Raw genomic sequence first — 21,424 nt, forward strand, 5'->3', positions numbered from 1 at the left:
GGCAGTCCTTTCCGCGACCTGCCCCGGCTTTCCGGCGGAAAGACGGACTCCGGGGAGAACACTCTTTCCCAGAGAAAAAACGGCGCAGCAGAGATTCCGCAAAAAAACTGCGCGTTGCCCTGGGACAACAAGCACATCCCGCCGTGAGTCGAAGGAAAAGCGTTGCGGCTCCGCCGCCTTCCGCCCTGCCAACTACGGGGGTTCGGGGGAGATTATCTCCCCCGAGAAACGCTTTCTTCTCCCACTTCCCTCCCCGGCGGGGTCTGGGGCGGAGCCCCGGCGCCTTTGCCGGGGTGCGGAGCTTTGCCCCGCCCGCCTTTTCCGCCTCTCCCTCTCTTTCCGTGCGGGGCGGGAGCCTGCAAAAACGCCCGGCCGCAGACAGAGCCGGGGCCGGGCGCAGGGATTGCTTTTCGGTTACGGGGTTATTCGCCTTCGTTCCATTCGCTCTGGACGCGGGCGACGACGTCTTCCACGGCGGACTGCTGTTCGGGCGGGCAGACGACGATGAGGGGGCTGCCGGCGTCGACGTTTCTGGTCTGGTCGAAGTAGACGTCGTAGATGATGCCTGCGGGGCCGCTGTAGCAGAGGGGAGCCTCGCGCTTCATGCGGGACACGATGAACAGCTCCATACCGTCGTGAATGGACACGGTACGGCAGCCGAGGATTTTAACCTTCTTGTCCACATCGGGCACGAAGTAGTACTTGGCGCGTTCCGGCGCGCAGAAGGCGTAGAGGCTTTCCTTGAGGAGCTTGCTGACGACTTCCTGCCGGGTGAGGTAGTGGCGGATGACGCCGAGGGGGGTTCCTGCCTCGACGAAGGAGCCGTCGAGTTCGCGGTAGAGCTTCTGGAGCACGCCGCGTTCGGAAGCCAGCACCTTGCAGGGGTTCTTTTCGCGCGTGATGGTGGCGATATGGGTACCGGGGATTTCCTTCCAGGTACCGGTAAAGCCGGTCACACGGGCGCCTTCCTCGATTTCAGCGAAACGGATCACGCCGGTATGCGGCGCGCGGACCTCCCTTTCCGTATAGGGGGCGGCCTTGAGTTCCTCCATGACTTCGGCAATGTCTCTCATGCGTTCACCCTAGCGATAGTAAAGGTTGCGGCCGCCCATGGTTTCGAGGGCCTGGCGCAGGTTGGCGCGCACGTCGCGGCGGTCCCACACGCCCTGAATGTGCCCGCGGGAAAGGGCCTTGTAGCAGTTGTGATGATCCGGCGGAATATCGAGTCCGGTGGTGTTCTTGATGACGCCCGGCCCGGCGAAGCCGATGTCGGAAGAACGGATGGCGAACTGGTAGAAGGCGCAGCCGAGGAAGCTGGCCACCGGGCCGCCGTAGGACTTGGTATCGTACAAAACGAGGTACAGGCCGCCGGATTCGATGTAGCGGCGCACGGCCACGGTGCAGCGCGGCATCTGAATGACGCCGTGCGTGCCTTCCTGAATGCGGATACCCGCGGTGCCGTGGCAGTACACGATGAAGGGGTAGCGCTTGCGGCGCGCGCGGTCGGCGGCGGCCACGAACTTGGAGCCTTCGGCCACGCCCACGGAACCGCCGCGGAAGGAGCCGACCAGAATGGCGACCACCACCTGCACGCCGTCGATGCGTGCCTCAAAGGTGATGCAGCCGCTCTTCAGGCCCGTCTTCTTCTTGGCTTCGGCGATTTTTTCATCGAAACCGGGGAAGGACAGGGGGTTGCCCGCCTCCACTTCGGTATTGAACTCGTAGAGGGAGTTCTCATCGAAGCAGTTGTTCATCACCCACTGGTATTCCATGGGGAAGTGATGCCCGCAGGTGGAGCACACGCCCGCAAACTCGTTGTAGAGGTCGGGCGCCCACATGTCCATGCAGCCGCGCTTGGCGGAATAGGGGCAGGAGATGGCGCGGTCTTCCTTGGCCTTGTCGCTCACCCATGCCCAGCCGGAACGGTCGGTCTCTTCCCATTCGGAAAGGGAGGTGAGTTCCTCTTCGGCGGCGGTGTTTTCGACCACGGGCCTGCGGCGCAGCCTGTTCCAGGGCTTCATGGCGCGCAGCTTCACCATTTCCCATTCGGAACCGAGTTCATCGAGCAGGTTGGCGAAGGTGCGGCGGTTGCGATGATAGAAGTCGTAAATGAGGCGGTTGTAGATTTCCCACCACTGTTCCGACCAGGCGTCGCCGAGGCGGCCCATGATGGAGCGGCGGTTCTGGCATTCGCGGTGCGAAGCCTTGATGAACTTGTTCTGCCGCCTCTCCACGAGGCGCTGGCGCGCCTTGCGGGAAAGATCCCAGCGCACGGAGATTTCGTCGAGGTTCAGCTCTCTGTCGCGGAAGCGGCGGAGCGTGGCCGCGCGCAGAGGCGCAAGCCCGCGGGCGGCGAGCACCACTTCATCGGTGGCGCGGATGACTTCCTGACGGATGGTGCGGAAGAATTCGTAATGATACGGACGCGCGCCGAGCACGGGTTCCTGAATGATCTTGTCGATGTAGCCGAACTTCAGGTTGTCTTCGGCGGTGAGGTGCAGGTCTTTGGCGCAGCGTTCCACAAGGTCGGCGGAAGCGCGCGCCCCGCCGCGCAGGCGGCCTTCGATGGCGGCCGCGCCCTCGGGGGAAATCACGGAATAGTAACCGTGGGAGAGCATGAGGCGCTTGTCGGCCAGGGAAATGGCCTCGGCGCCGCCGGAGCCGCCTTCGGAGAAGATGGCGATGAGCGGCACGGTGAGTCCGGCCATTTCGTAGATGTTGCGGGCGATCTGCTGCGCCGCGCCGGGGTAGTCTTCCAGCGGATAGCCGCCGGGAGTGAACACATAGGCGTGGATGGGGATGCCTTCGGTTTCGGCCACGCCCATGTAGTGCTTGGCCTTGGCATTGCCCCAGGGCTTGGCGGAACCGCCGTTGCGGAATTCCTCGCCGTGGCCCTTTTCATGGCCGATGACGAGCACGGGCTGATGGCACACCTTGCCGTGACGCTTGCGCGTGATGTAGGCGCGGGCAATGACCATGGCCGGGTCGTTGGTATGTTCCCCCTGACCGCCGATTTCCGTGTAGTTGTCGTACACGTTTTCGAGGATGTCGCGCAGACAGATGCGCTGGGGGTGACGCACGATGCGCACCTTGTCCATGGGGGTGAGCTTGTCTTCAAGCTTGCATTCGATGAAGAAGAACAGATCCTCCAGCGAAGTCATCTCCGCCTGGGCTTCTTCCTGCGAGCAGCTTTCCAGCTTGCGGCGGATACCGTCGAGCCGGGATTCGAGGAGCGCAATGTCTTCCTCATGCTTGCCCGGAAAAATGTCCTTGAGGTAGCTCAGCCTGTCGGAGAGCTGATGCAGTTGCTTTTCCCATTCCATCATATATCGTTATCCCTTCCTGACGAGGACAGGAAATTAGAAACGCAGCATACGCTCCGTTTTTTTCTTCAGAAATTCCACATTGGACTTCAGGGCCTCGCCCTTTCCGTCGTGCCCTTCGAGGTGCATCTTGTCCAGGAAGGCAAGGCCGTTGGCGCTCACTTCGGCAAGGTCCTTGCCCCAGATGATGGCAAGCGCGAGGTTGGGGTCGAACTCCGTGGGAATGGTATAGGGGTTTTCCGGGGAAACCGGGGGCACATGGGTGTGCACGCGGCACCAGTCGTGTTCTTCCCAGTCGAAGCGGTCGATGTCGCCCACCCAGGGGGCGAAGCCGTTGTCCGGGTCTTCTGCGATGATGCGGTATTCCACGCCCACGCCGTGGAAGGTGATGTCGTCCTGCGTGTAGCCCAGCGGATCGCCGAGGCCGGTGCGGATCTGTTCGGCAATGAGGTCGACCTCCTTGCCCTTCACGCGGCTGATGGCGGCGGAAACGCCGTTTTCCACCTGAATGCGGGTGTTCACTTCCATGAGGAAGGGGTGCCCGTCGCGCGTGACGATCCATTCCCAGGTGCCCACGCTGTCGTAGCCCACCTTGCGGGCCATGTTCAGCGAATGCATGACGATTTCGTCAAGCAGCGCCCTGGCGTCGAAGTCGTAGTGAATGGAGGAAGGGTCGAAGCCGGGAGCCACTTCAAGGCGCTTCTGGCGACCGGTGGACTGGATGGAGCAGTTGCGGGTGCCGAAATGCACGGGATGACGGCCGCCGCGGTCGGAAAGCACCTGCACTTCCAGATGGTTGAAGTCCTTGATGCGCTGCTCGATGAGCACGCCCTCATCCTTGAACTGCCGCATGGCGTAGTTGCGGATGCGGCGGTACACCTGGCGGAACATGTCGATGTCGTACACTTCCTCGATGCCCATGCCGCCGCCGCCCGCGGAGGCCTTCACCAGAACGAGGGGGCGGGCGATGCCCTGCTGCATCTGAAAATCGAAGAGCGAGCGGGCGATCTTTTCGGCCTCGAGTTCATCGTACACGGGCCTGTCGGAACCGGGCACGGTGGGCACGCCCAGAGAACGGGCGAGGCGCTTGGTATTGATTTTGTCGCCGAGGTCGCGGATGACGCGCCACGACGGCCCGAGGAAAACAAGCGGACGGCTGCGTTCCGTCACGCGGCGGGCGAAGCGGAAGTCTTCCGCAAAGAAGCCGTACCCGGGGTGCACGGCCGTGGCCGAGGATTCATCGGCCACGCTCAGAAGTTCGTTGGCGTCGTGATACGACGAAATGCGGTACAGACTCTTTTCGCCGCCCAGTTCCCGGGCCAGCGAAACATGGCCGGAGCAGGAGTCTTCCGCGGTGTACACGCACACGAAATCAAGCCCCAGCTTCCTGCATGCCTGAATGATGCGAACCGCGATTTCACCGCGGTTGGCAATAAGCACTTTATGCTGTTTGTTCACGCCATTTCCTTGTTGCAAAGGGGAAAAGGCCCATAAGACCGTGATGATAAAGAAGGGGCAGGCGATCCTCTCCTCCCGCCTTGCCCGGTATGTAACGCTCTGCGGCCGGAAGGAAGCCGGGGCCTTTTCCGGCGGAAAAAGCGCGGAAAACAAGGCACCGGCGGCTTCGATGCGGCCGCCTTTTGTGGGGCGATTATACCTCGCGGACGGAAAGAATCAAGCCCCCTCCTTTTATGCCCTTTTTATTTACGGATAGAGACGCAAAAAGGCTTCGGGAAGGGGGAAAATTCCCCTTTTCCCGGAGGGGAACACGCCCGCCTTCTTGACTTTCCCCGAGAAGTACCTATCGTTAAACCGACGGCATGACCGCCGTTCCGGCGTATCCTGCTGTCAATTCCGAGGCCCACTTCATGTGGGCTTTCGCGTTTTCGGAGCCCGCGTGCACTACTTTGCCTATCTGGACGAGTTCGGCCATATCGGCCCCTTCATCTCCCGCGATGACCCGCGCCACAATACAAGCCCGGTGTTCGGATTCGCCGGAATCGTCCTTCCCGTGACGGAAGTACGAAATTTCTCCATGTTCTTCTATAAATTGAAGTGCACTCTTCTGAAGTGGGAAATCGAAAACGACCCGCGGAAAACGCCTTCGTACGAATGGGAAAAAAAAGGCTCCGCCCTCTATTCCATAAGAAATATAGAAAAATATTCCGAGTTGCGCCAGGCAACATTCCGGCTTATCAATAAAATCAAATCTACCGGCGGCTTTGTTTTCTACAGCGGCATAGAAAAAGAACCTCCTCATGACGCGCATACCCCCGAAGCCCTGTATACTTCCGTACTGAGAGACTGCATTCGAAGGCTTGATCGTTATTGCACCCATAACGCATCCACATTCAGCCTGTTGCTGGATGCCATAGACAGCGACGAAGCAGGGGCAAAACGTAAATTCAGGATGGCAGGAATCCACGCCGCAAGCAGTGAAATGTTCGGTCATCACTATGGGAATACCTGCGCCGCTCTTCTTGAACCACCGTACCAGCTTGAAAGTCATTTGTACCAGAATCTTCAATGCGCCGACTGGTTCTGTGGTCTGCTGAACAGATATATCACATATCAGGTACTTCCTGAACAGTATAACGATTATAGTATCATGGAAACCTACTTCGGAGATCGCCTTAAAAGCGTTCTGAAAGCCCACAGCCTCCGGCGGAAGACATCGCCGCCCCCGGAAGACGACGATACGACAGAACTCACGCCTTCCTCATGACTCGCGTCCTTCTCATGAAGGAATACTCCGCAGCCCGGCCGATCCCCCCTGTGCAGTACACAAAAAACTCCACGAAGTTGTCCTTTCTTTCAGGACACTCCCTCCCCGAAGACCCCGGAAGGGAGAAAAGATGCCGTCCCTTCCGGGCAGACACGGCGCGCGCCGTGCCGGGGGGCCGGAGGAAATGTCCGGCAGGCGCGCCGCGCAGGGGTAAGGGGGAAACGCTGCCCGCCGGAAGGGCCTGAAGGAAAGACTTCCGGCAAACGCGTGGAAATCCTGATACGCACGAGGTGTTCCATGAAGGAAAGACAATGGGGACAGCCCGCACGGGCATCGACGTCACGCGGAGCGTGATGCGCGCGGTGCAGCCTGTGAACCGGATGCCGGAGACGCGGCCGGATGCCGGAGACGCCCTGCCTGCGGCGAAACCCGGATTCTGGAGCATGGCGATGGCGGCCTCCGTGCTCTTCCTCCTGCAGGGCTCGGCAAAGCGGCGCGCCTGCATCGCTGCCGGAGCCTGAGCGGCGGAGAGCCTGCGGCATGGAAAAGCGCCTCCCCTGCGGGAGCGGCGCAGCCGGAAAAGGCCGCGGCGCACGGCATTGCCCTGTTGTTCATCCTTCATTCTCATGCCGGTATTTCCCCTTGTTTTTCAGGGAGAAAGCGGGAGCATTCCCTATATCGTTAAATTTATCACATGAAAAGTGTTTTTTTTCTCATGCGGTGCCGCGCTCTTCCGGAGCTCAACTTCCGGGCACAAAAAAAGCCCCGGACACATCCGGGGCCGGGCCGGGGCAAGGCCGCACCGGGCGCAGGCGCAGCATACGCCGCCCAGAAAAAGAAAACGCCCCGCCTGTTCCCGGGCAGGGAGAAGCCCGGCGAAAAACGCCGGGGCAGGCCCGCCTCACGGGAGCTTTGCGCCCGCGCACCCGCAGGACACGCGCTAGCGCCGGTGCAGCAGGTAGAGCGCGAGCAGGCCGGGCAGAAGCACGGCTGCGCCGGATGCCATGTCGAAGCCTTCGGGCAGGCGGCGGGAAACATAGCCCGCCCCCACGGCAAGGCAGAGAAGCAGCGCGGCCGCAAGCTGACGGGAATGCCTGCCGGCTTACGTCTTTCTTATGAAGATATACTGGCAACTCAGCGAACACACGTCTCGAAAAGACATCTTTCCTGCTATCTTTAATATTCTTCCCCAACAGGCTTCTGTTATAAAGACTGTACCTGCAGCAATGCCAGTCTGGCCTGCTCTACGGCATTTTCCCAGTGTCCGTAGTCGGAATTCCGGGAACAATAGTCTTTGAAGCAGGTCAACATATAGGAAAGACGATCACGGGAATCATTCTGAAAGCTGTTTTCATAAAGAACATTTTCAGTTTTTACCGGAAGTCCGCCGTCGGCATAGCGATACCGGTTGATTTCCTGAGCAGGCTTTCCCCTGCACCAGGAAAGGAGCGCAAGTGCGCTGCGGAAGAGCAGCAGAACCTTGCGGCGTCCTACCTCGGATTCATATCCTCCGAATAAGGATATAGGCATATTGTGCGTATAAAAATACTTCTGAATATGGGCAATCGTATCCGTCACCCGCCTTTCATTCATAAAATCCAGAAGCATGTCATGCAGTTCCGCACGCATTTCCTGTTCCTGCTCGTCCGTCTTTTCCAAGATATGACGTTGCAGATCGGAAAGTCTGCCCTGAGCGTTATTTTTTCCCCAGCCGCTTTCCTGAAGAAAAGGCAAAAATGTTCGCCATCCTTCCTGAGTCATAAGAAGAGAAAGAAGTACAAGTACGACATATTCCGAAGAGGTGTATGAATCCAGAGTCCAGGTATTCAATACGCTCTTGATTTCTTTAATCACACCAAGAGAAACCCCGGTTTTACTCACCATGAAGCAGAAAGGCAACGGCCATATCGTTATTTTGCCGTCGACTTCTGAAACTCTGACCATTTCCGGAAATTCCTCCTGAAGGAACCCATAGAAAAGCTGAATTGCGTTTTTCCACACGTCATCATTATGATGCTCCAGAACATAAGCCCAGGCCCATGTGGATTCGATAAACTTCTGAACCTCCGTCAGTTTTCTTTCCTGGCCGTTTTTCATGACTGGAGCATGCAGCAGGGCGTTTATCAAAAAAGCCTGTTCCGCAGGATGAAAATCTCCCAGACATTTCGGGCAAAAAGCTCCCTTCCGCAAAAGTGCGGCTGCACAGGTACTGGTTTCAGGCAGACTCAGCATCTGCACGACCTGACGACATTCCTTGGAGTACTCCCAATATACCCTCTGCCATCGGGGGGGCCTCTGTCCGCACAGGACTATGGTCGGCGTCACGGAGGCGCTGCTTACGCCGTATCTTCCCACTCTTCCGGTAATATTGTGCATTTCAAAGGAAGAAAGATACGTAAAGTCGAGTTCTCCCCATTTGTCCTTAAACCTCGGCCACCGGAGATTGCCGAGAATCAGCAGATCGGCGGGCAGGTTGACTCCGTACATGATGGTACTGGTTGCAAAGGTAATAATGGGGATACCGGGACGGGCTCTCATGGATTTATACTGCGCCGTGGACATGGTGCGTGCTTTCTGCCCCATATCGGAAAAATTGAAAAAAATTCCCTTGCGAGCACACTGGATAAGCTCGTTGCAGCAGATGTCCTGAAATCCCTCCCTGTGCAGACTTTCATAAAAGTCTGACAACCATGCCTCATCACAGAACATCTCGGGTCTGCCGGAGCAAAGTTTCTGGGCCAGAGATATCATGAAAAACTGCGTATAGGAAACATAGAGAACCTTTTCGTGTCCCCACATCCATTCCTGCAGCCAGTTGTTCATGTTTTTTTTCCCGGAAAGAAGACACACCTGCCACTTTCGGTTCATCATGCCGTCCATCTGTCTCTGCTGCGACAATCCAAAGTACAGCGGCAATGACGAACCTTTTCTCGAAACATATTGATACCAGGTGCTTACAGGAATAAATCGCCTTTTATCCGTAAGCACGACAGGAGGCCTTTTTTTCGGACTGCCGGATCGGGACGGCAGAATATCCATGCTGAGCTGCCGTTCAAGTTGAAAAGCTTCCGTCGTGCATATGACAAGACGCAGCAGATCTTTTTTCCGACTGAGAGCGACACGGTTTGCCGCTTCCCGGCAAAGACCGGTTAAAAGTACGTCAAGAACACCGCCCCGCTGGGGATCGCAGATCATCTGCACTTCATCCACCATAACGCAGGTGAGTACCGAGCACAGCGTTTTTTCATGAAAAAAATTGTTGAGTTTTTCATAAACGATAAAAAGCGCTTGGAATGCTCCATCCCTGATGCGCTCATCATGTTCGATACGTTCCCCGGTGGAAATCACAACGCCGTCGGGATCCAGGAACTCAAACCCTTCACGTCCCGCCAAGCCTTCCACCATGGCCCTGAACGTGGCGTAGGCTTCCTCCACCAGCATACGGGTAGGTCCCATATATACCACATGCGGGGTCGATTCATACAGCAGGTTATGAAGCAGGATCAGATAGCCCAGCGTACTCTTCCCCGTTCCTGCAACACCCTGAAGAACAATATGAGCAAGATGCTCCCTATCTCCAATATGCGTCCCGGGGAAAAGCATCTGCACAACATCAGGGGTAAACGCCTGCTCAAGCAGGCTGCCGGAAAGAATGGCCGGCACCTTTGCCATTACTTCAGGAAGCTCTTCCGCTCCCGTTACCCTTTTGAAGACCTGCTTCCAGGTCAGGTGTGAAAAAGCGGCATTACCGCTGCCTTTTTCCCCGGCGAAAAAATGGTCCAATGCCACAAGGTGAAGCGCTCCGGCCACATCTTCCATCCAGTTCTTTCCGGACGGCAAAGGCATACAGCGGCTGCTGAAGTCCCTTCTCTCCTGCAGACGGCACAGACGATCCTCAAAGGAAAGGGAAAGGTTCCGAAGATCTTCCAGAGAAGAAAAACGGTCTTTCCTCAGCACTTCAGGCAGATCTTCACCACAGGCGTATATCAGCGCCCGGTCATTTTCCCCATAACGTCTATGCCAGTATTTCAGCAGCTCCGGCCGGCGCATGGGTGCGGGAACTTCGTTGCCGAAAGCGGCAAAGAGAACGGTAAGATCATCCATGCCGTCCAGAGAACGATATTCGGCAAGCAGGCGCAACGGCAGAAGAAAAGGGCATCGCTCCAGATGAGAAAGAAGGTCGTCTTCTCCCCCGTTCAAAAGCGTTCCGACCTTCAGAACAAGATCTCTGTCCTTTTTTAATACGGACCGCACAAGACTCCAGAACACATTTCCGTCACTTTTTTCCTCCACCTCTCGTAAATGTAAGGTAAAAGAAACACGGTTCGGATTGGACTCCATCTTCAGGCAGGGGCCGTCCGGCTGTCGCGGGGGTACAGTGCAACAGCGTATGAGAGGACTTCCCTCTTCAGGATATAAGGGAAATGCAAAATACATACTTTCTCCACCTTATTGTTTATCGGGGAAGAATGCTTCCTCCATCTGAAGAACGCCCTGCAGCACCTCACCGGGAAGATAGTCCCTCAGATCCTTGATGGCATCATCCGTGTCGCCTATGAGCTGCTGAATACGGAAAAACCTTTTTCCCGCCTTCTTCTGTCTGGAAAGCCATTCATAGATGTTCTCCACGCCCATATTCCTCGGATCCATCATGCGCAGGATCAGCATGGCGCTCATAATGCCGACGGCAGGTACGTCGGGATCGGGCAGGTCATGACAATTTTTCCACGGCATCCATACGCAGAGAACGTCTTTCCCCTTCAGGGAACTGATGTACTTGACAAGCGCTTCCTGTCCCTCCTTTATGAAGGAAACATTCAGAATGGACAGAACCAGTTCTCGGGCAACACCGTTCTGCCGGATGACGAGTTCTCTCCCATCATTCGTGACTCTGCAGTCAAAACCATTACCGGAAACGATATCCCTCAGAGCACCGGCGACCTTGTCATTGGAAGCTGTTTCGGGGTTTTTCAGACAGGATTTCAAGCTCTTCCATGCATTCTGTGCAGCCATATTGCCCCGTTTCATGAGTATCCAGCCGAAGTCCTCGGCAGCTCTCAGATAATAGAGCTCGGCATTTCTCTTGAGCTTATCAAAGTCCTGCACATTAAGAAGTCTTATCCCCCTTTCTTGAGCATATTCCATAAAGGAAAGCTGCATGACCTTCTTCAGGGTGATGGCATGAAGGCGCATGTATTTAAGCACTTCCGTTCTTGAAATACGCGCATTCCCCATACCCATAAGGGGAATGCAGTCCCGGGGGACGCCGTAGCGCATCCGCAATGCCAGGTTCTGCAGGGCGCCCTCATGCTCGGGGCATAATTTCACCCCTTCGGTTTTGCTGAAAAAGCGCAGGCACAAAATACAGAGCCAGCTGGCGCGGTCGCCGTAACGGGAGGAAAAACTGAGCGAGAAATCCGCCATGCCCTCATAGGGTGAAGCAAGCTTCTGTATCTCGTCGGAAGAGGCTCCGCGTACCCAGCGCAGCAGCGCGGCCAGAAGCCGGAAAAAACTGCTGCGTCGCGCGGCATGACTGAGCGGCTCACTCTGCTTTTTGTCGGAAAGCTCCAGATTCCCACAGCACTTTTCCAGATACTCATCAATCGTCTTCAGCAGCTGCTCAACGGGAAGAGACTCGTCAAGCAGTTTCAGCTCTCCCGCAAGAGCGCGCCTGGCCCAGTCCTCACTTTCCGGAGAAACGGAAACGGTGAATTTGCCCGCCTGCTGATCAAACCTGCGGATAAGCTCCCACAACTCCCCTACGGGAAGCATTCCCACAAGAAGCAGTTCCACCGGCAGCTTTCTGTAAACATCCAGCCTGCTGATACGCTCCAGCCACCGGATCATCGGCTGGATGGCCTTCCAGCTGGTGCCCGTATCAATAAGGGCGGAAGCAAGCTCCGTACAACTGAAGCTTCCGTTCTCTTCGCAGACAAGCTTGTTCTTTTCAAATCCCGGCGCATGGGCAATAAGCTCGTAGAGCTTCTGCAGAACTTTTTCCATCTCATCGTTCTCTACATCCTGCCTGTACCGCTGATACCAGCCGAAGAAGGAACGGGAGAGATGGGCACGCACATGACGCGGCGCAGCCATATTTCTTTCCTTCCGGGCAACAGTAAAACGCAGAGCGTCCAGTGAGGAACGGAACGTCGGAAAGGCGATGTCGTCCAACGCTTCGACGGCATCCCTTTCGGGCATGAGATTGAAAAAATCCTGCTCATTGAAGGTCTGCGGACGGAATTCATCATCATCGTTCTCATAGAGCTTCAATGCTTCGGAAAGTTCCTGCTCCGCCCGGGCGGCGTCCTGCTCCATGGAAACAATATAGGCACACTGATGCGCGGAAGAATTTTTTCCCAGGCGTCCCACGCGCCCGAGCAGGTTGAAAAACACGTTCTTTTTAAGAATATTTCCTTCAAGATCACGGATATAGGTAAGATACACGGCATCGGCCGGAAGATTGACGCCGTAGGCCAGTGCTTCCGTCGTCAGCAGAACCTGCGTTTTTTTCTCACTTCCTCCGCCGTCCTCTCGGAAGGCCTCCGCCATGACTTCGCGCAGGTCGTAATCCATGGGAGAGTAATAGACAAAAATACCGGCATGAGCTCCCTTCCAGAGCTTTTCCCTCTCCTCGGTGCTGACAAGGCTGACGGCAAGTTTTTCATGAATCCTGTCCAGCGTCTCTTCATCGCAATATGCCGTGCCCTTACTTTCCCCCGCATCCTTACTTTCCCCCGCATCCTTACTTTTCTGATTAGCCTCGCCGTCCGTCCACTTCACGTTTCCCTGTTTGCGGGAATCAATCAGTTCTTCCATGACGGAGTATATGTGTGCGATGGAATTAAAGACGGCGAGCACCTTGGCATGAGGTTTTTTATCCGGACCGCGTTTCTCAAGCATATCGACATAGCGGAAAGGCTCGTTGTCCTCTTCCTTATACTTTCTGACAAGCTGCTGAACCAGCGTTCTGCCTTTGAAGTGGGAAAGAACGGGTACCTGCTGACTGTCAAACACGGCGATCCGGCTCTCACAGTGCCCAAGAAGCAGATAATGCTCCACAGCACAGGGACGATACGGAATGGATATGATGGAGGGAGCAGGACGACGCTGCGCATCTCCCTCCCCTGCCGTATGAAGAAATTCCCTGAGCGTTGCGGCGCCCTCTTTTTCCGTGGTAATGCCGATGATCCGTGCCGGTCTGGCGGAGTCCTGCACTTTGGCCATGAACAGGTCGAGAATCCCTCCTCGCTGCTCATCCATGAGCATGTGCAGCTCGTCGATCACAATGAGTCCCGGCTGCCTGTCTGCTGCCTTGTCCAGCATGATGTTCATGAAAAGATTGGCTTTTTCATACACGGAAAAGATAATCCGGTATTCGTCTCTCAGAATCTGTCCGTCCTGTTCCCCCCTTTCGCCCGTGGAGCAAAGTATCCACCCATCGTCAGTTTCACTGTGGATAAAATATTCCAGAAGATTCCTATAGTCGCTTCCAAGTTTCTCTGCCGCTTGCCGCATGTCTTTCAGCATACGCATGAAGTCCTCATACACTTCATACACCAGAGCCCTCGTAGGCGATATGTACACGGCCTTGACACCCATAAACAACGCATTGAGCAGCAGGGCCTTGGCCAGAGTCGTTTTTCCGGTACTGGTGGAGCCCACGAACAGAAGATGCGGCTTCTTCGCACTTCCCCGCTGGAACACTATGTCTCTGCAGGGGCGTCCGTCCTCATCCTCACCATCCAGAGCCTTGCTGGGAAACGTATTTTCCTTCATTTCCCTGTCGTCGACATGACTTTGACGGAATATCTCCCGGAGCATCGTCATTTCTTCTCCCTCTTCCCCCGAAGAAAGCGCCTCCAGATAGATTTCATACAGACGACGAGTGTCTTCATGAGAGGTCTGCTCATCGGCAGTCGTCTCCCGCTCCCCACGGGGGGGCACCTCCAGCAGTCGGGCAAGCTGCTTGGTCCACCCCTCTCCTGCCAGCAATATGAGCATGTTCCTGTCACTCATATTTTCGGGAACACCGTCCATATCTGACAGACGCGTCGCCTCAATATCCCCAGGGAAATTCTTTTCGGGAAGCAGAAGAAGATCCATGCCCTCCTTCCGGCAGAATTCTATTTTTGCCTTGACATCACTGACTTGTTCAGCGTCGTTCCAACATTCGGAATGAATGCTGACGGCAACATTCAGGTTCTTTTTGCTGCCGTTGCAGTCGTACTGACGGAAAAACTCGGCGCACCCCGAAGCGGAACTGCCGGCAAGCTTCTCCTTGTAATCGACGCCTTTCACCCCCCTGGCAGTCAAACGGACCGCCCCGCATTCAGCGGCTCTTTTGATGGGGTTCCAAAAAGTTTTGTTTCTATCAGGAATGTCGCACAGCTCTTTATCAAGATAAATTTCACCCGGCTGGCCATCCTCACAGGAAGACAACTGCCAGAGGATATTGGGTTCGGAATCTTTACCGATGGTGGGGAAGTAAAGTCGTATGGACATGGTCAATCCTCAAAAGCGTTGACAGAGAGTACTCTCAAGCGTCAGCGGTATGAAAAGCCGGATCTCCTGAGATGCTCGCAGGTTTCATCAGAAACATTATTCAGAAGGGAAGGCGTACACCTGAATGTCGCAAGCTTCGAACTCCTCCTCGCTCAGGCGACAGAAGCGTTCTTCTTCACCGTCGCTCTCGACCACCACATGATTGTGCCAGTTCCCGTCCTCATCCCTCACCTCCACAATGTCGCCATCCATGCGCAGAACAACGACATATAATGTACCGTCGGGGATATAGTTGAAACTATAGTACAGGATTCCTTCCTCATAGCGCACCGTGCAGGCGTTTTCTTCTTCCGGCATGTCCACGACCCGCGTCATGGAAGCTGCCGCAAGCCTGCTGCTCATGCTTTCATAGTTCGGAAGAAGTTCGTTCCAGTCAGGCGTGTTACGGTCTTTCACAAAAGCCGCGACAAGGGACTCGTATCTGACGCGCTGTTTTTTCTGCCACGCTTCCGCCCGCTCCATGACCTCTTCCATGGCTCCCAGGGCGAAATGAACGCTGTGGTACAGCTCCTGCTGACGAAAGACATCCACGGCGCTCCCTTCCTCCGGCGACTTCCAGCCCTGTTCCTTCAGAAAGGCGCAGGACATGGTTGTTCCCGAAACCTCTCCCAGATACCTGTCCAGCCAGTCTTCCGGCACGGAATAGACGTTCCACATTTCGGCAAAACTGTCCCAGGGCGACGTTTCCAGCACCACGTCGCCGTCTGCTGCGAGCGACATGAACGTGCCTATATGGGCGACACGGGCCACGCCGTAAGGATACACGTCCAGCACCAGTACCTGCGGGGAGTGGTAGTAGTAACCGTCATCGCCCCACCCCCCATGCGTATGGGCCAGCTGCCATATCTGGCCGGGACGAACTTCATGGGGAACATCACGCACAGGCAGACTCTCATTCACCAGCTCCGCAAGCTTGTCCCAGGCCTGTTCCCCCTCAAGCTCCTTCATGCGTTCGCGGCAGAACTCGCACTGCTGAAGATGACGCACCACATGGACGGACTGTTCCTTCTCCATGAGAAGCGCCGCCTCGGGGCAGAACCTGTCCTGACCGGCCAGCACGGCATCCTCATAGCGTTCATCACTGTCCATAATCATGTCCTTTTATCCTCTTCCGAAAATTTCGTTCCGGCAGCTGCTTTGAAGATGGCCCAACATCAGATCAAAACAATACCTTTCCAAAGAAAAATCCACACCTTCCAACCGGAACACTCCGGGGCCGGAAAAGAAAGCCTTCCAGTCGTTTTTTTCGAGCATCGTATTGAGCCGATTATAGATATTATTCTTCACGGAATGAAAATAAGCTGTACTTTTCTTATACGTTCTGCCAAGCTCCGACAGCGTTTTCTTTTCCTTAACGGCAAGAAGCACAATTTTCTCATCACGCTTCATGCTCTGGAAAAATACATCAAGAGTGCGCTTTCCGGCGGAGCTCAACCAGATGGTGTCCCGAAAGCTCATATCAGAGACCATTTCGGAGGCTTCGGCGTTCAGCGCTTCATCCCCCACCGCCTCATCTTCGTCCTCCGCTCCGGCATCCAGAGACAGCTCTCTGACCGGGGCAAAAAAAACACAGCCCTTACGCAGCAGATCCATCACGATATCCACGGAAAGAATGCGCGCAGAGCCGAGACGCTCCGCAACATGATAAAAAATCCTCCGGCACAGCTCATCCAACTCCTCCCCGGAAAGGCCCTCCTTCATGCCGCTCCCGTCGCTGCCAGCCGGTTCCTCCCCCTGATAAAACTTCGGAATGAAGTCTTCGACGGGCAATCCGCCGAGAAGTTTGTCGCGCATGGACAGATATTCATTGTTTCCGAGGATCGGAAGCTTGTCTCCGACATAGGAAAAATACACTTTTCCCTCTTGAACCCCCGCCGTTTCCAAGGGGAGTGAAACACAGCGGCCTTTCTTCCTGAGCACCTCATTGATGCGCTTTTGATAATATCTGTCAGGTGAATACGTGCCCGACAGGGAAGGCCATCTTCTCAGCAGATCCTCTCCATCCTTCAGTCCGCTGTCCTTCCGCACTGTCCGTGCGCCGCGGGTACGACACCTTTCCCCTATCCAGAGGGAAAACGCCTTCTCCAGAAGTTTGTGCGAAGACAGCATGTCGGCGACCGACTTGCCCTCCGTCCCGTACCGCCGGATGCGCAACAGAACAAACTCGCAGAGTTCGCTGACATAATCTTTTTCGTCAAGCAGACTGTTCGCCTTTACGCTTTCTTTCCCCATATAACGCCGGGCAGCCTTTTGCAGCAGCTCATGACAGACCTTGGCCAGCCCCTGAATTCTCTCCCGGGTGTCCCGCAGCATCCTCCTCAGAAAAAGTGCAGGAGTACACCGCCCTTCTTCCCGTTTTTCTTCTTCCGGTTCATATCCCATGAACGCCCTCCCTGTTTACGCCTCCATGAACCACCGGCCCTTTCGGATATCCTTCTCCCGCACCACGCCCAGGCAGAGAAGATCCCGCCCGTACGGATCGCCTTCCCTGGTAAAATCCTTTCTGAACGCCATTCCGCGAGGCACGGAAAAATCATTCTCCAAGACAAGATATGTCGCATTTTTAATAGTCAGGTTACAGTCCGTCACCGTTCCCTGAGGAATATACGGCCTGTCTTCTTTATCAAACCAATTTTTTGTACTCCCCGGGCAGACTCTGGGGCCTTCCTTCTCAATGCGCAGAACAAAAATCGGATGAGTTCCGACATCATCGTCATAGTCTTTCCTGGGAAACTGGCCGTCCGTGTACCGAAACAGCGTCGTATTGCGGACTCCGATGAAATACATATGCTTTTTCCACGCCCCGGACATCAGATTCTTAGGAAAATAGGAACGATACATACAAGCCTCCACTCACGGCTCAACATACAGAATTTTCCTTTGTAACATACCCTGTTATCGAGAGAAAAAAAAGCGTTGAAATCACCCTGCAGCGAATTTTCCCTTTTTTAAAGGGAGGAGACATGCGGAAGCCCGCAAGCCCCTCCCCACAAGTCCTCAAGCGGCATTTTCGCCCGTATCGCGTCCGCACACGCCGCAGGCCCCCGCAAGGTTCCGTTCAAGCTTTTTTTCAAACAAAGTAACGCCGCTTAAGAAGTCATGCTGCCACAGATCGAGAGGAGCATCTCCCAGCCCGGCCATACGCTTCTGGACTTCCAGCACCAGTGCACCCGCCGCCACGGCATTGAGGGACATCACAGACGGAGAAGGCTCTTCAGGGATGTAACCCTCAGCCCTCGCCCGTTCCAGAACCGTTCCCCCCACATAACGGCGGGCATCCACAGAAGCCTGCGCGGAACTGAGCCTGCCGGAGCACAGCGGACAAAAACGCCCGTTTTCCGCACCGGTGAATTCCACTGCCAGGGCATCAATACTTCCGTCCTTCTGTCCGATGCGCACCCCCGCCTGCAGGTATTCCACACCGTACTGTAGCGCCAGCTTCAGACATGCGATGCGGGAAAGCTCGTCGTCGGTAAGCGCAAGAATCACGTCGCACCCAGCAAGCGCGGTTCTGGTCGCACGACTTGCAAGGTTGATATCCTCCGTACAGGCTTTCACCTGAGGTCGCGTTCCCACGGCCCTCCCGGCCATGCGGATGACCGACCGGCACAACTCCACCTTGTTTCTTCCCAGATCACGGCGAAACGCATGACCAAGACGGTTGAGATTGGTGATTTCCACCTTGTCGAGATCTACCAGTACAAAGTGCGTAACACCGCTTCTGGCCAGCATCTCCGCCACGGGCATACCTACGCCGCCCACACCGACAATTCCCACGCGAAGCTGCGAAGCGGCATGAACGAACACAGAACCGAAGGCCCTTTGACGATCCAGAGCCTGAAGCGTACACGTATCCGTGCGGGGAGGGACGGCCTTCCCCTCCATCTCGCAGGGCATGACAATACGCCTGAGACCGATGCGGAGACCGCAACCGTACCAGGAGCCTTCACGCCACAGACGGACTACGGGTGCAGCCCCGCAGGCCTGCACCACGCTGAGAAGCCAGGGTTGCCCCTGCGCTCTCAGCCAGTGATGCGCGACCGCCTCGGCATCGTCGTCATACGGACTGAAGTCATTCATGCCACAAGGATGGGAGTGAATATGCACGGGAACCAGTCCCAAAGAGGCGGCCTCCAGTCCCAGCATATTCAGGCGGGAGGAAGCCTCGGTGGTCAAGGTAAGGCCGGCACTGGCCCGGTGGGCATAGTCATCAGGCGCCGGCCGAAGGATATGTTCCAGAATGAAACGCAGATTCCGTCCGGCCCGTACCGGCCTTGCCAGCCCGAACACAAAGCCCTCCTCTCCCCTGGAAGAGAAAAGCTCAGCCTCAGCCTCCTTCCATATCCCCTGCCCCGTGACAAGCTCCAGTTTCATGCCGCGGTCCTTTCGTTGAGCAGGGCAAGCACTGCCGCCACATACCCAAGCAGATTGTGGCGATAAGGAATCCAGTTCTCCGCCAGACCGCAGAACCAGTTCCAGCCTTCTTCCGTCAGGTCGGGAGCGCCATGATAGCTGCGGGCATACAAATGGGAGGTGTCCAGCCCGCCCACGTTGGCATTCTTGCGAAGAAAGAAGCCTATGGGGCTGGCTTCAGGGTATGCTTCGGGCAACAGCACCATGGCATCGGTACGGCTCCCTCCGGGAAGAATCAGCCCTTTCATACGGATGGCCCAGCCCCACCTGGTCAGTACGGGATCAGGCACGCCGCCGAGGCCCGCGGCCCTCAGCTCTTCCATTTCCCGACGCAGAATGACAGGAACTTCGCTTCCCTGTCCCTTTCCAACGGGGGAGGGAACATTGTCTCCGCCGCCGGACCGGTTGAGCAGATCGCCGAACAGCCCCGCCGCCTTGGTGATGGTGGGACCGGCCACAAAGCCGGTACCGGGCTTATGGGGCACTTCCTTCTCACGACTGTCCACAGAGCGGCTCACCCGCACGCCTTTTTCCTGGTAAACGGAGTACAGCGTCTCCCCCTTTTTAAGGCCGAGCTGATCCGCCAGTTCCTTGTAGGAGGTCTTTCCATAGTCGCGGGCCCTGACCAGCATACCGTATTCATTTCTTTTGAGCGCCATTGCTGTCTCCTTTTTTCTTCACTTTCAGAGGTTTTCTCTCCGGTTCCCGGCACGGCTTCCCGGGCGAGACTTTTCTTCCGCCCGGGAAGCTCCCCGTCAGCGCCTGATGGACTGCAGCATCTCGTCGTAGTCCACGGTATTCACCGCCTGACGGATGAGTTCCGAAGCCAGCATCGTGGGACTGGCCACCACTTCCGTGCGTATGCCTTCACCACGGAGGATTTCCACCATGGGAGCAAAGTCTCCGTCCGCGGCAAACAGAAGAACGAAGTCAGGACGCAGCTTCATGGCCAACATGAGCGTCGTCAGCATGAGCCGCTGATCGTCACTCTGCTTGAAACCGCTCGGTGAGTTCTGGCTGCGTTTGGAAGGACACTCGATGACACGGGCTCCAGAGCTCTGCAACGCGTTACGCTTGTTGATGTACTGGGTGCGAACCTTCGCCAGCGCTTCAGGGCTGTCATCTTCAGGCTGCCGCTCAGGAAGCGTGACCAACATTTCGATGACGTCCACACTATCAGCCTCGCATACTTCGCGAATTTCACGAAGAGGGATGTGAGGAAAACCAAGTTCTTTGGCGCGGCGCTCCATGGGCAGCAGATCAACGGCAATAAGTTTTCTCAGCATATGTTCTCCTTTTCCGGGTAAGTCCCCTGTTGAGATTATGAAAGGGCTTTTCCCTCCCTATCAGCATATACGACTTCCTGAACACGGATTTTCACAATGTTTCGCAATTTTTCTTATTCACCGAAAAAATCCTCGCTGCCAAAGAAAGTCAGGACCACCCGTAAAACGGGTGGCTTGTCCAGCTCTGTAAGTACTTGTTACTTACTCGCGCCTTAAGGGCGCCGGCTTGAACTTCTCTGGTCGGCGCCCTGTTTTTTTTCAACAGTTCAAGCCCCCATGTACTTTGACTCGTAGCCTGCTCCTAGAGCGTGTTAACACTATTCTTTTTTATATTCATAGGGTAAATGGTCCCCATGAGTATAACCAAAGAACAATATCAACGCATTGCCGATTGCTTTCCACGCCAGCGTGGAAACGTTTCTCTGGACAATCTCAATGTCCTTAATGCGATACTCTATGTCGCAGAAAATGGTTGCAAGTGGCGGCGTCTCCCAAAAGAATTTGGCAACTGGCTCTCCATTTATACTCGAATGAACCGATGGAGTAAAAACGGCACTCTTGCAAAAATTTTTGAGCGATTGCAACGCGAACGGCTCATTTTCGTTAAAATTAACGTCATTTCTCTTGATAGCACATGCATCAAGGTTCACCCCGATGGAATGGGGGCTTTAAAAAAAACAGGCCGTCAATCCATCGGAAAATCCAGAGGAGGGTGGACAACCAAACTTCATCTGGTTGCCGCGTCCGCTGAATGTCCCCTGATATGGTGTCTGTCTCCCGGAAATGCGGGGGATGCCCCTCAAGGGAGAAAACTTCTGGAAGCTCTCGGCCCCACGCCTGTGCCCTGTAGCCTCCTTATGGATAGAGCGTATGAAGGCAATGAGACACAACGCCTGAGTCGTCGCCTGGGCTATGAACCCGTTGTCCCTCCCAATCCTTTGCGGCGCAATCCTTGGAATTATGACAAGGAGTTATACAAGAGACGCAATGAAGTGGAAAGGTTGTTTCGACGTCTGAAGGGCTACAGGCGCATAGCAACACGTTACGACAAGCTGGACGTCTTGTTCCTGGGGTTCATCATGTTTGCCTTAATCGTTGAGTCTCTTAAATAGTGT

The 21,424-nt window shown here is 55.6% G+C and carries 14 protein-coding genes; 3 read left to right on the forward strand and 11 right to left on the reverse strand.

The window, feature by feature from the left end:
• Positions 1–422: 422 nt before the first annotated feature.
• The 3 genes from CZ345_RS09740 to CZ345_RS09750 are packed head-to-tail and all read right to left on the reverse strand — an operon-like array spanning position 423 to position 4,781.
• The gene (locus CZ345_RS09740; RefSeq protein ID WP_077072930.1) at positions 423–1,073 is read right to left on the reverse strand and encodes a biotin attachment protein; all 651 of its coding nucleotides are present in this window, start codon (positions 1,071–1,073) and stop codon (positions 423–425) included.
• Positions 1,074–1,082: 9 nt separating this feature from the next.
• The gene (locus tag CZ345_RS09745) at positions 1,083–3,323 is read right to left on the reverse strand and encodes a carboxyl transferase domain-containing protein (protein WP_077073038.1); all 2,241 of its coding nucleotides are present in this window, start codon (positions 3,321–3,323) and stop codon (positions 1,083–1,085) included.
• 36 nt (positions 3,324–3,359) lie between these two features.
• Positions 3,360–4,781 (reverse strand): biotin carboxylase N-terminal domain-containing protein, encoded by a 1,422-nt coding sequence (locus CZ345_RS09750; RefSeq protein ID WP_077072931.1) that lies wholly within the window; start codon positions 4,779–4,781, stop codon positions 3,360–3,362.
• Between the two features lie 439 nt (positions 4,782–5,220).
• On the opposite strand from CZ345_RS09750, the gene CZ345_RS09760 reads away from it, so the two are divergent.
• Both CZ345_RS09760 and CZ345_RS09765 read left to right on the forward strand, forming a co-directional pair.
• Entirely contained in the window at positions 5,221–6,048 is an 828-nt protein-coding gene (locus CZ345_RS09760; protein WP_077073039.1) for a DUF3800 domain-containing protein, read from the forward strand.
• Between the two features lie 311 nt (positions 6,049–6,359).
• Positions 6,360–6,569: a hypothetical protein gene (locus tag CZ345_RS09765; RefSeq protein WP_077072933.1), complete on the forward strand. Its 210-nt coding sequence runs from the start codon at positions 6,360–6,362 to the stop codon at positions 6,567–6,569.
• Between the two features lie 682 nt (positions 6,570–7,251).
• Here the strand turns inward: CZ345_RS09765 and CZ345_RS09775 are convergent.
• The 8 genes from CZ345_RS09775 to CZ345_RS09810 all read right to left on the reverse strand — a co-directional run bounded on the left by CZ345_RS09775 (position 7,252) and on the right by CZ345_RS09810 (position 20,309).
• A complete protein-coding gene (locus CZ345_RS09775; RefSeq protein WP_144277313.1) occupies positions 7,252–10,485 on the reverse strand; it encodes a DEAD/DEAH box helicase in 3,234 nt (1,077 codons plus the stop codon).
• Between the two features lie 12 nt (positions 10,486–10,497).
• Positions 10,498–14,550, reverse strand: a complete 4,053-nt coding sequence (locus CZ345_RS09780; protein ID WP_077072936.1) for a DEAD/DEAH box helicase — start codon at positions 14,548–14,550, stop codon at positions 10,498–10,500.
• 96 nt (positions 14,551–14,646) lie between these two features.
• On the reverse strand, positions 14,647–15,705 hold the full coding sequence (locus tag CZ345_RS09785; RefSeq protein WP_077072937.1) for a hypothetical protein: 1,059 nt from the start codon (positions 15,703–15,705) through the stop codon (positions 14,647–14,649).
• Between the two features lie 6 nt (positions 15,706–15,711).
• Positions 15,712–16,992, reverse strand: a complete 1,281-nt coding sequence (locus tag CZ345_RS09790) for a hypothetical protein (protein ID WP_077072938.1) — start codon at positions 16,990–16,992, stop codon at positions 15,712–15,714.
• A 15-nt stretch (positions 16,993–17,007) separates the two neighbouring features.
• Positions 17,008–17,451: a hypothetical protein gene (locus tag CZ345_RS09795; protein ID WP_077072939.1), complete on the reverse strand. Its 444-nt coding sequence runs from the start codon at positions 17,449–17,451 to the stop codon at positions 17,008–17,010.
• A 156-nt stretch (positions 17,452–17,607) separates the two neighbouring features.
• A complete protein-coding gene (locus CZ345_RS09800; RefSeq protein WP_077072940.1) occupies positions 17,608–18,984 on the reverse strand; it encodes a ThiF family adenylyltransferase in 1,377 nt (458 codons plus the stop codon).
• Positions 18,981–19,682 carry an AbrB/MazE/SpoVT family DNA-binding domain-containing protein gene (locus CZ345_RS09805; RefSeq protein ID WP_077072941.1) on the reverse strand — a complete coding sequence of 234 codons (702 nt, stop codon included), beginning with the start codon at positions 19,680–19,682 and terminating at the stop codon, positions 18,981–18,983. The genes CZ345_RS09800 and CZ345_RS09805 overlap by 4 nt, the downstream gene beginning before the upstream one ends.
• 96 nt (positions 19,683–19,778) lie before the next feature.
• A complete protein-coding gene (locus tag CZ345_RS09810) occupies positions 19,779–20,309 on the reverse strand; it encodes an NYN domain-containing protein (RefSeq protein WP_077072942.1) in 531 nt (176 codons plus the stop codon).
• Positions 20,310–20,662: 353 nt separating this feature from the next.
• Here CZ345_RS09810 and CZ345_RS16650 point away from each other — a divergent pair, with 353 nt between their 5' ends.
• On the forward strand, positions 20,663–21,421 hold the full coding sequence (locus CZ345_RS16650; protein ID WP_144277314.1) for an IS5 family transposase: 759 nt from the start codon (positions 20,663–20,665) through the stop codon (positions 21,419–21,421).
• The last annotated feature ends 3 nt before the right edge of the window (positions 21,422–21,424 follow it).

This window comes from Mailhella massiliensis (assembly GCF_900155525.1).
Taxonomy (GTDB): domain Bacteria; phylum Desulfobacterota; class Desulfovibrionia; order Desulfovibrionales; family Desulfovibrionaceae; genus Mailhella; species Mailhella massiliensis.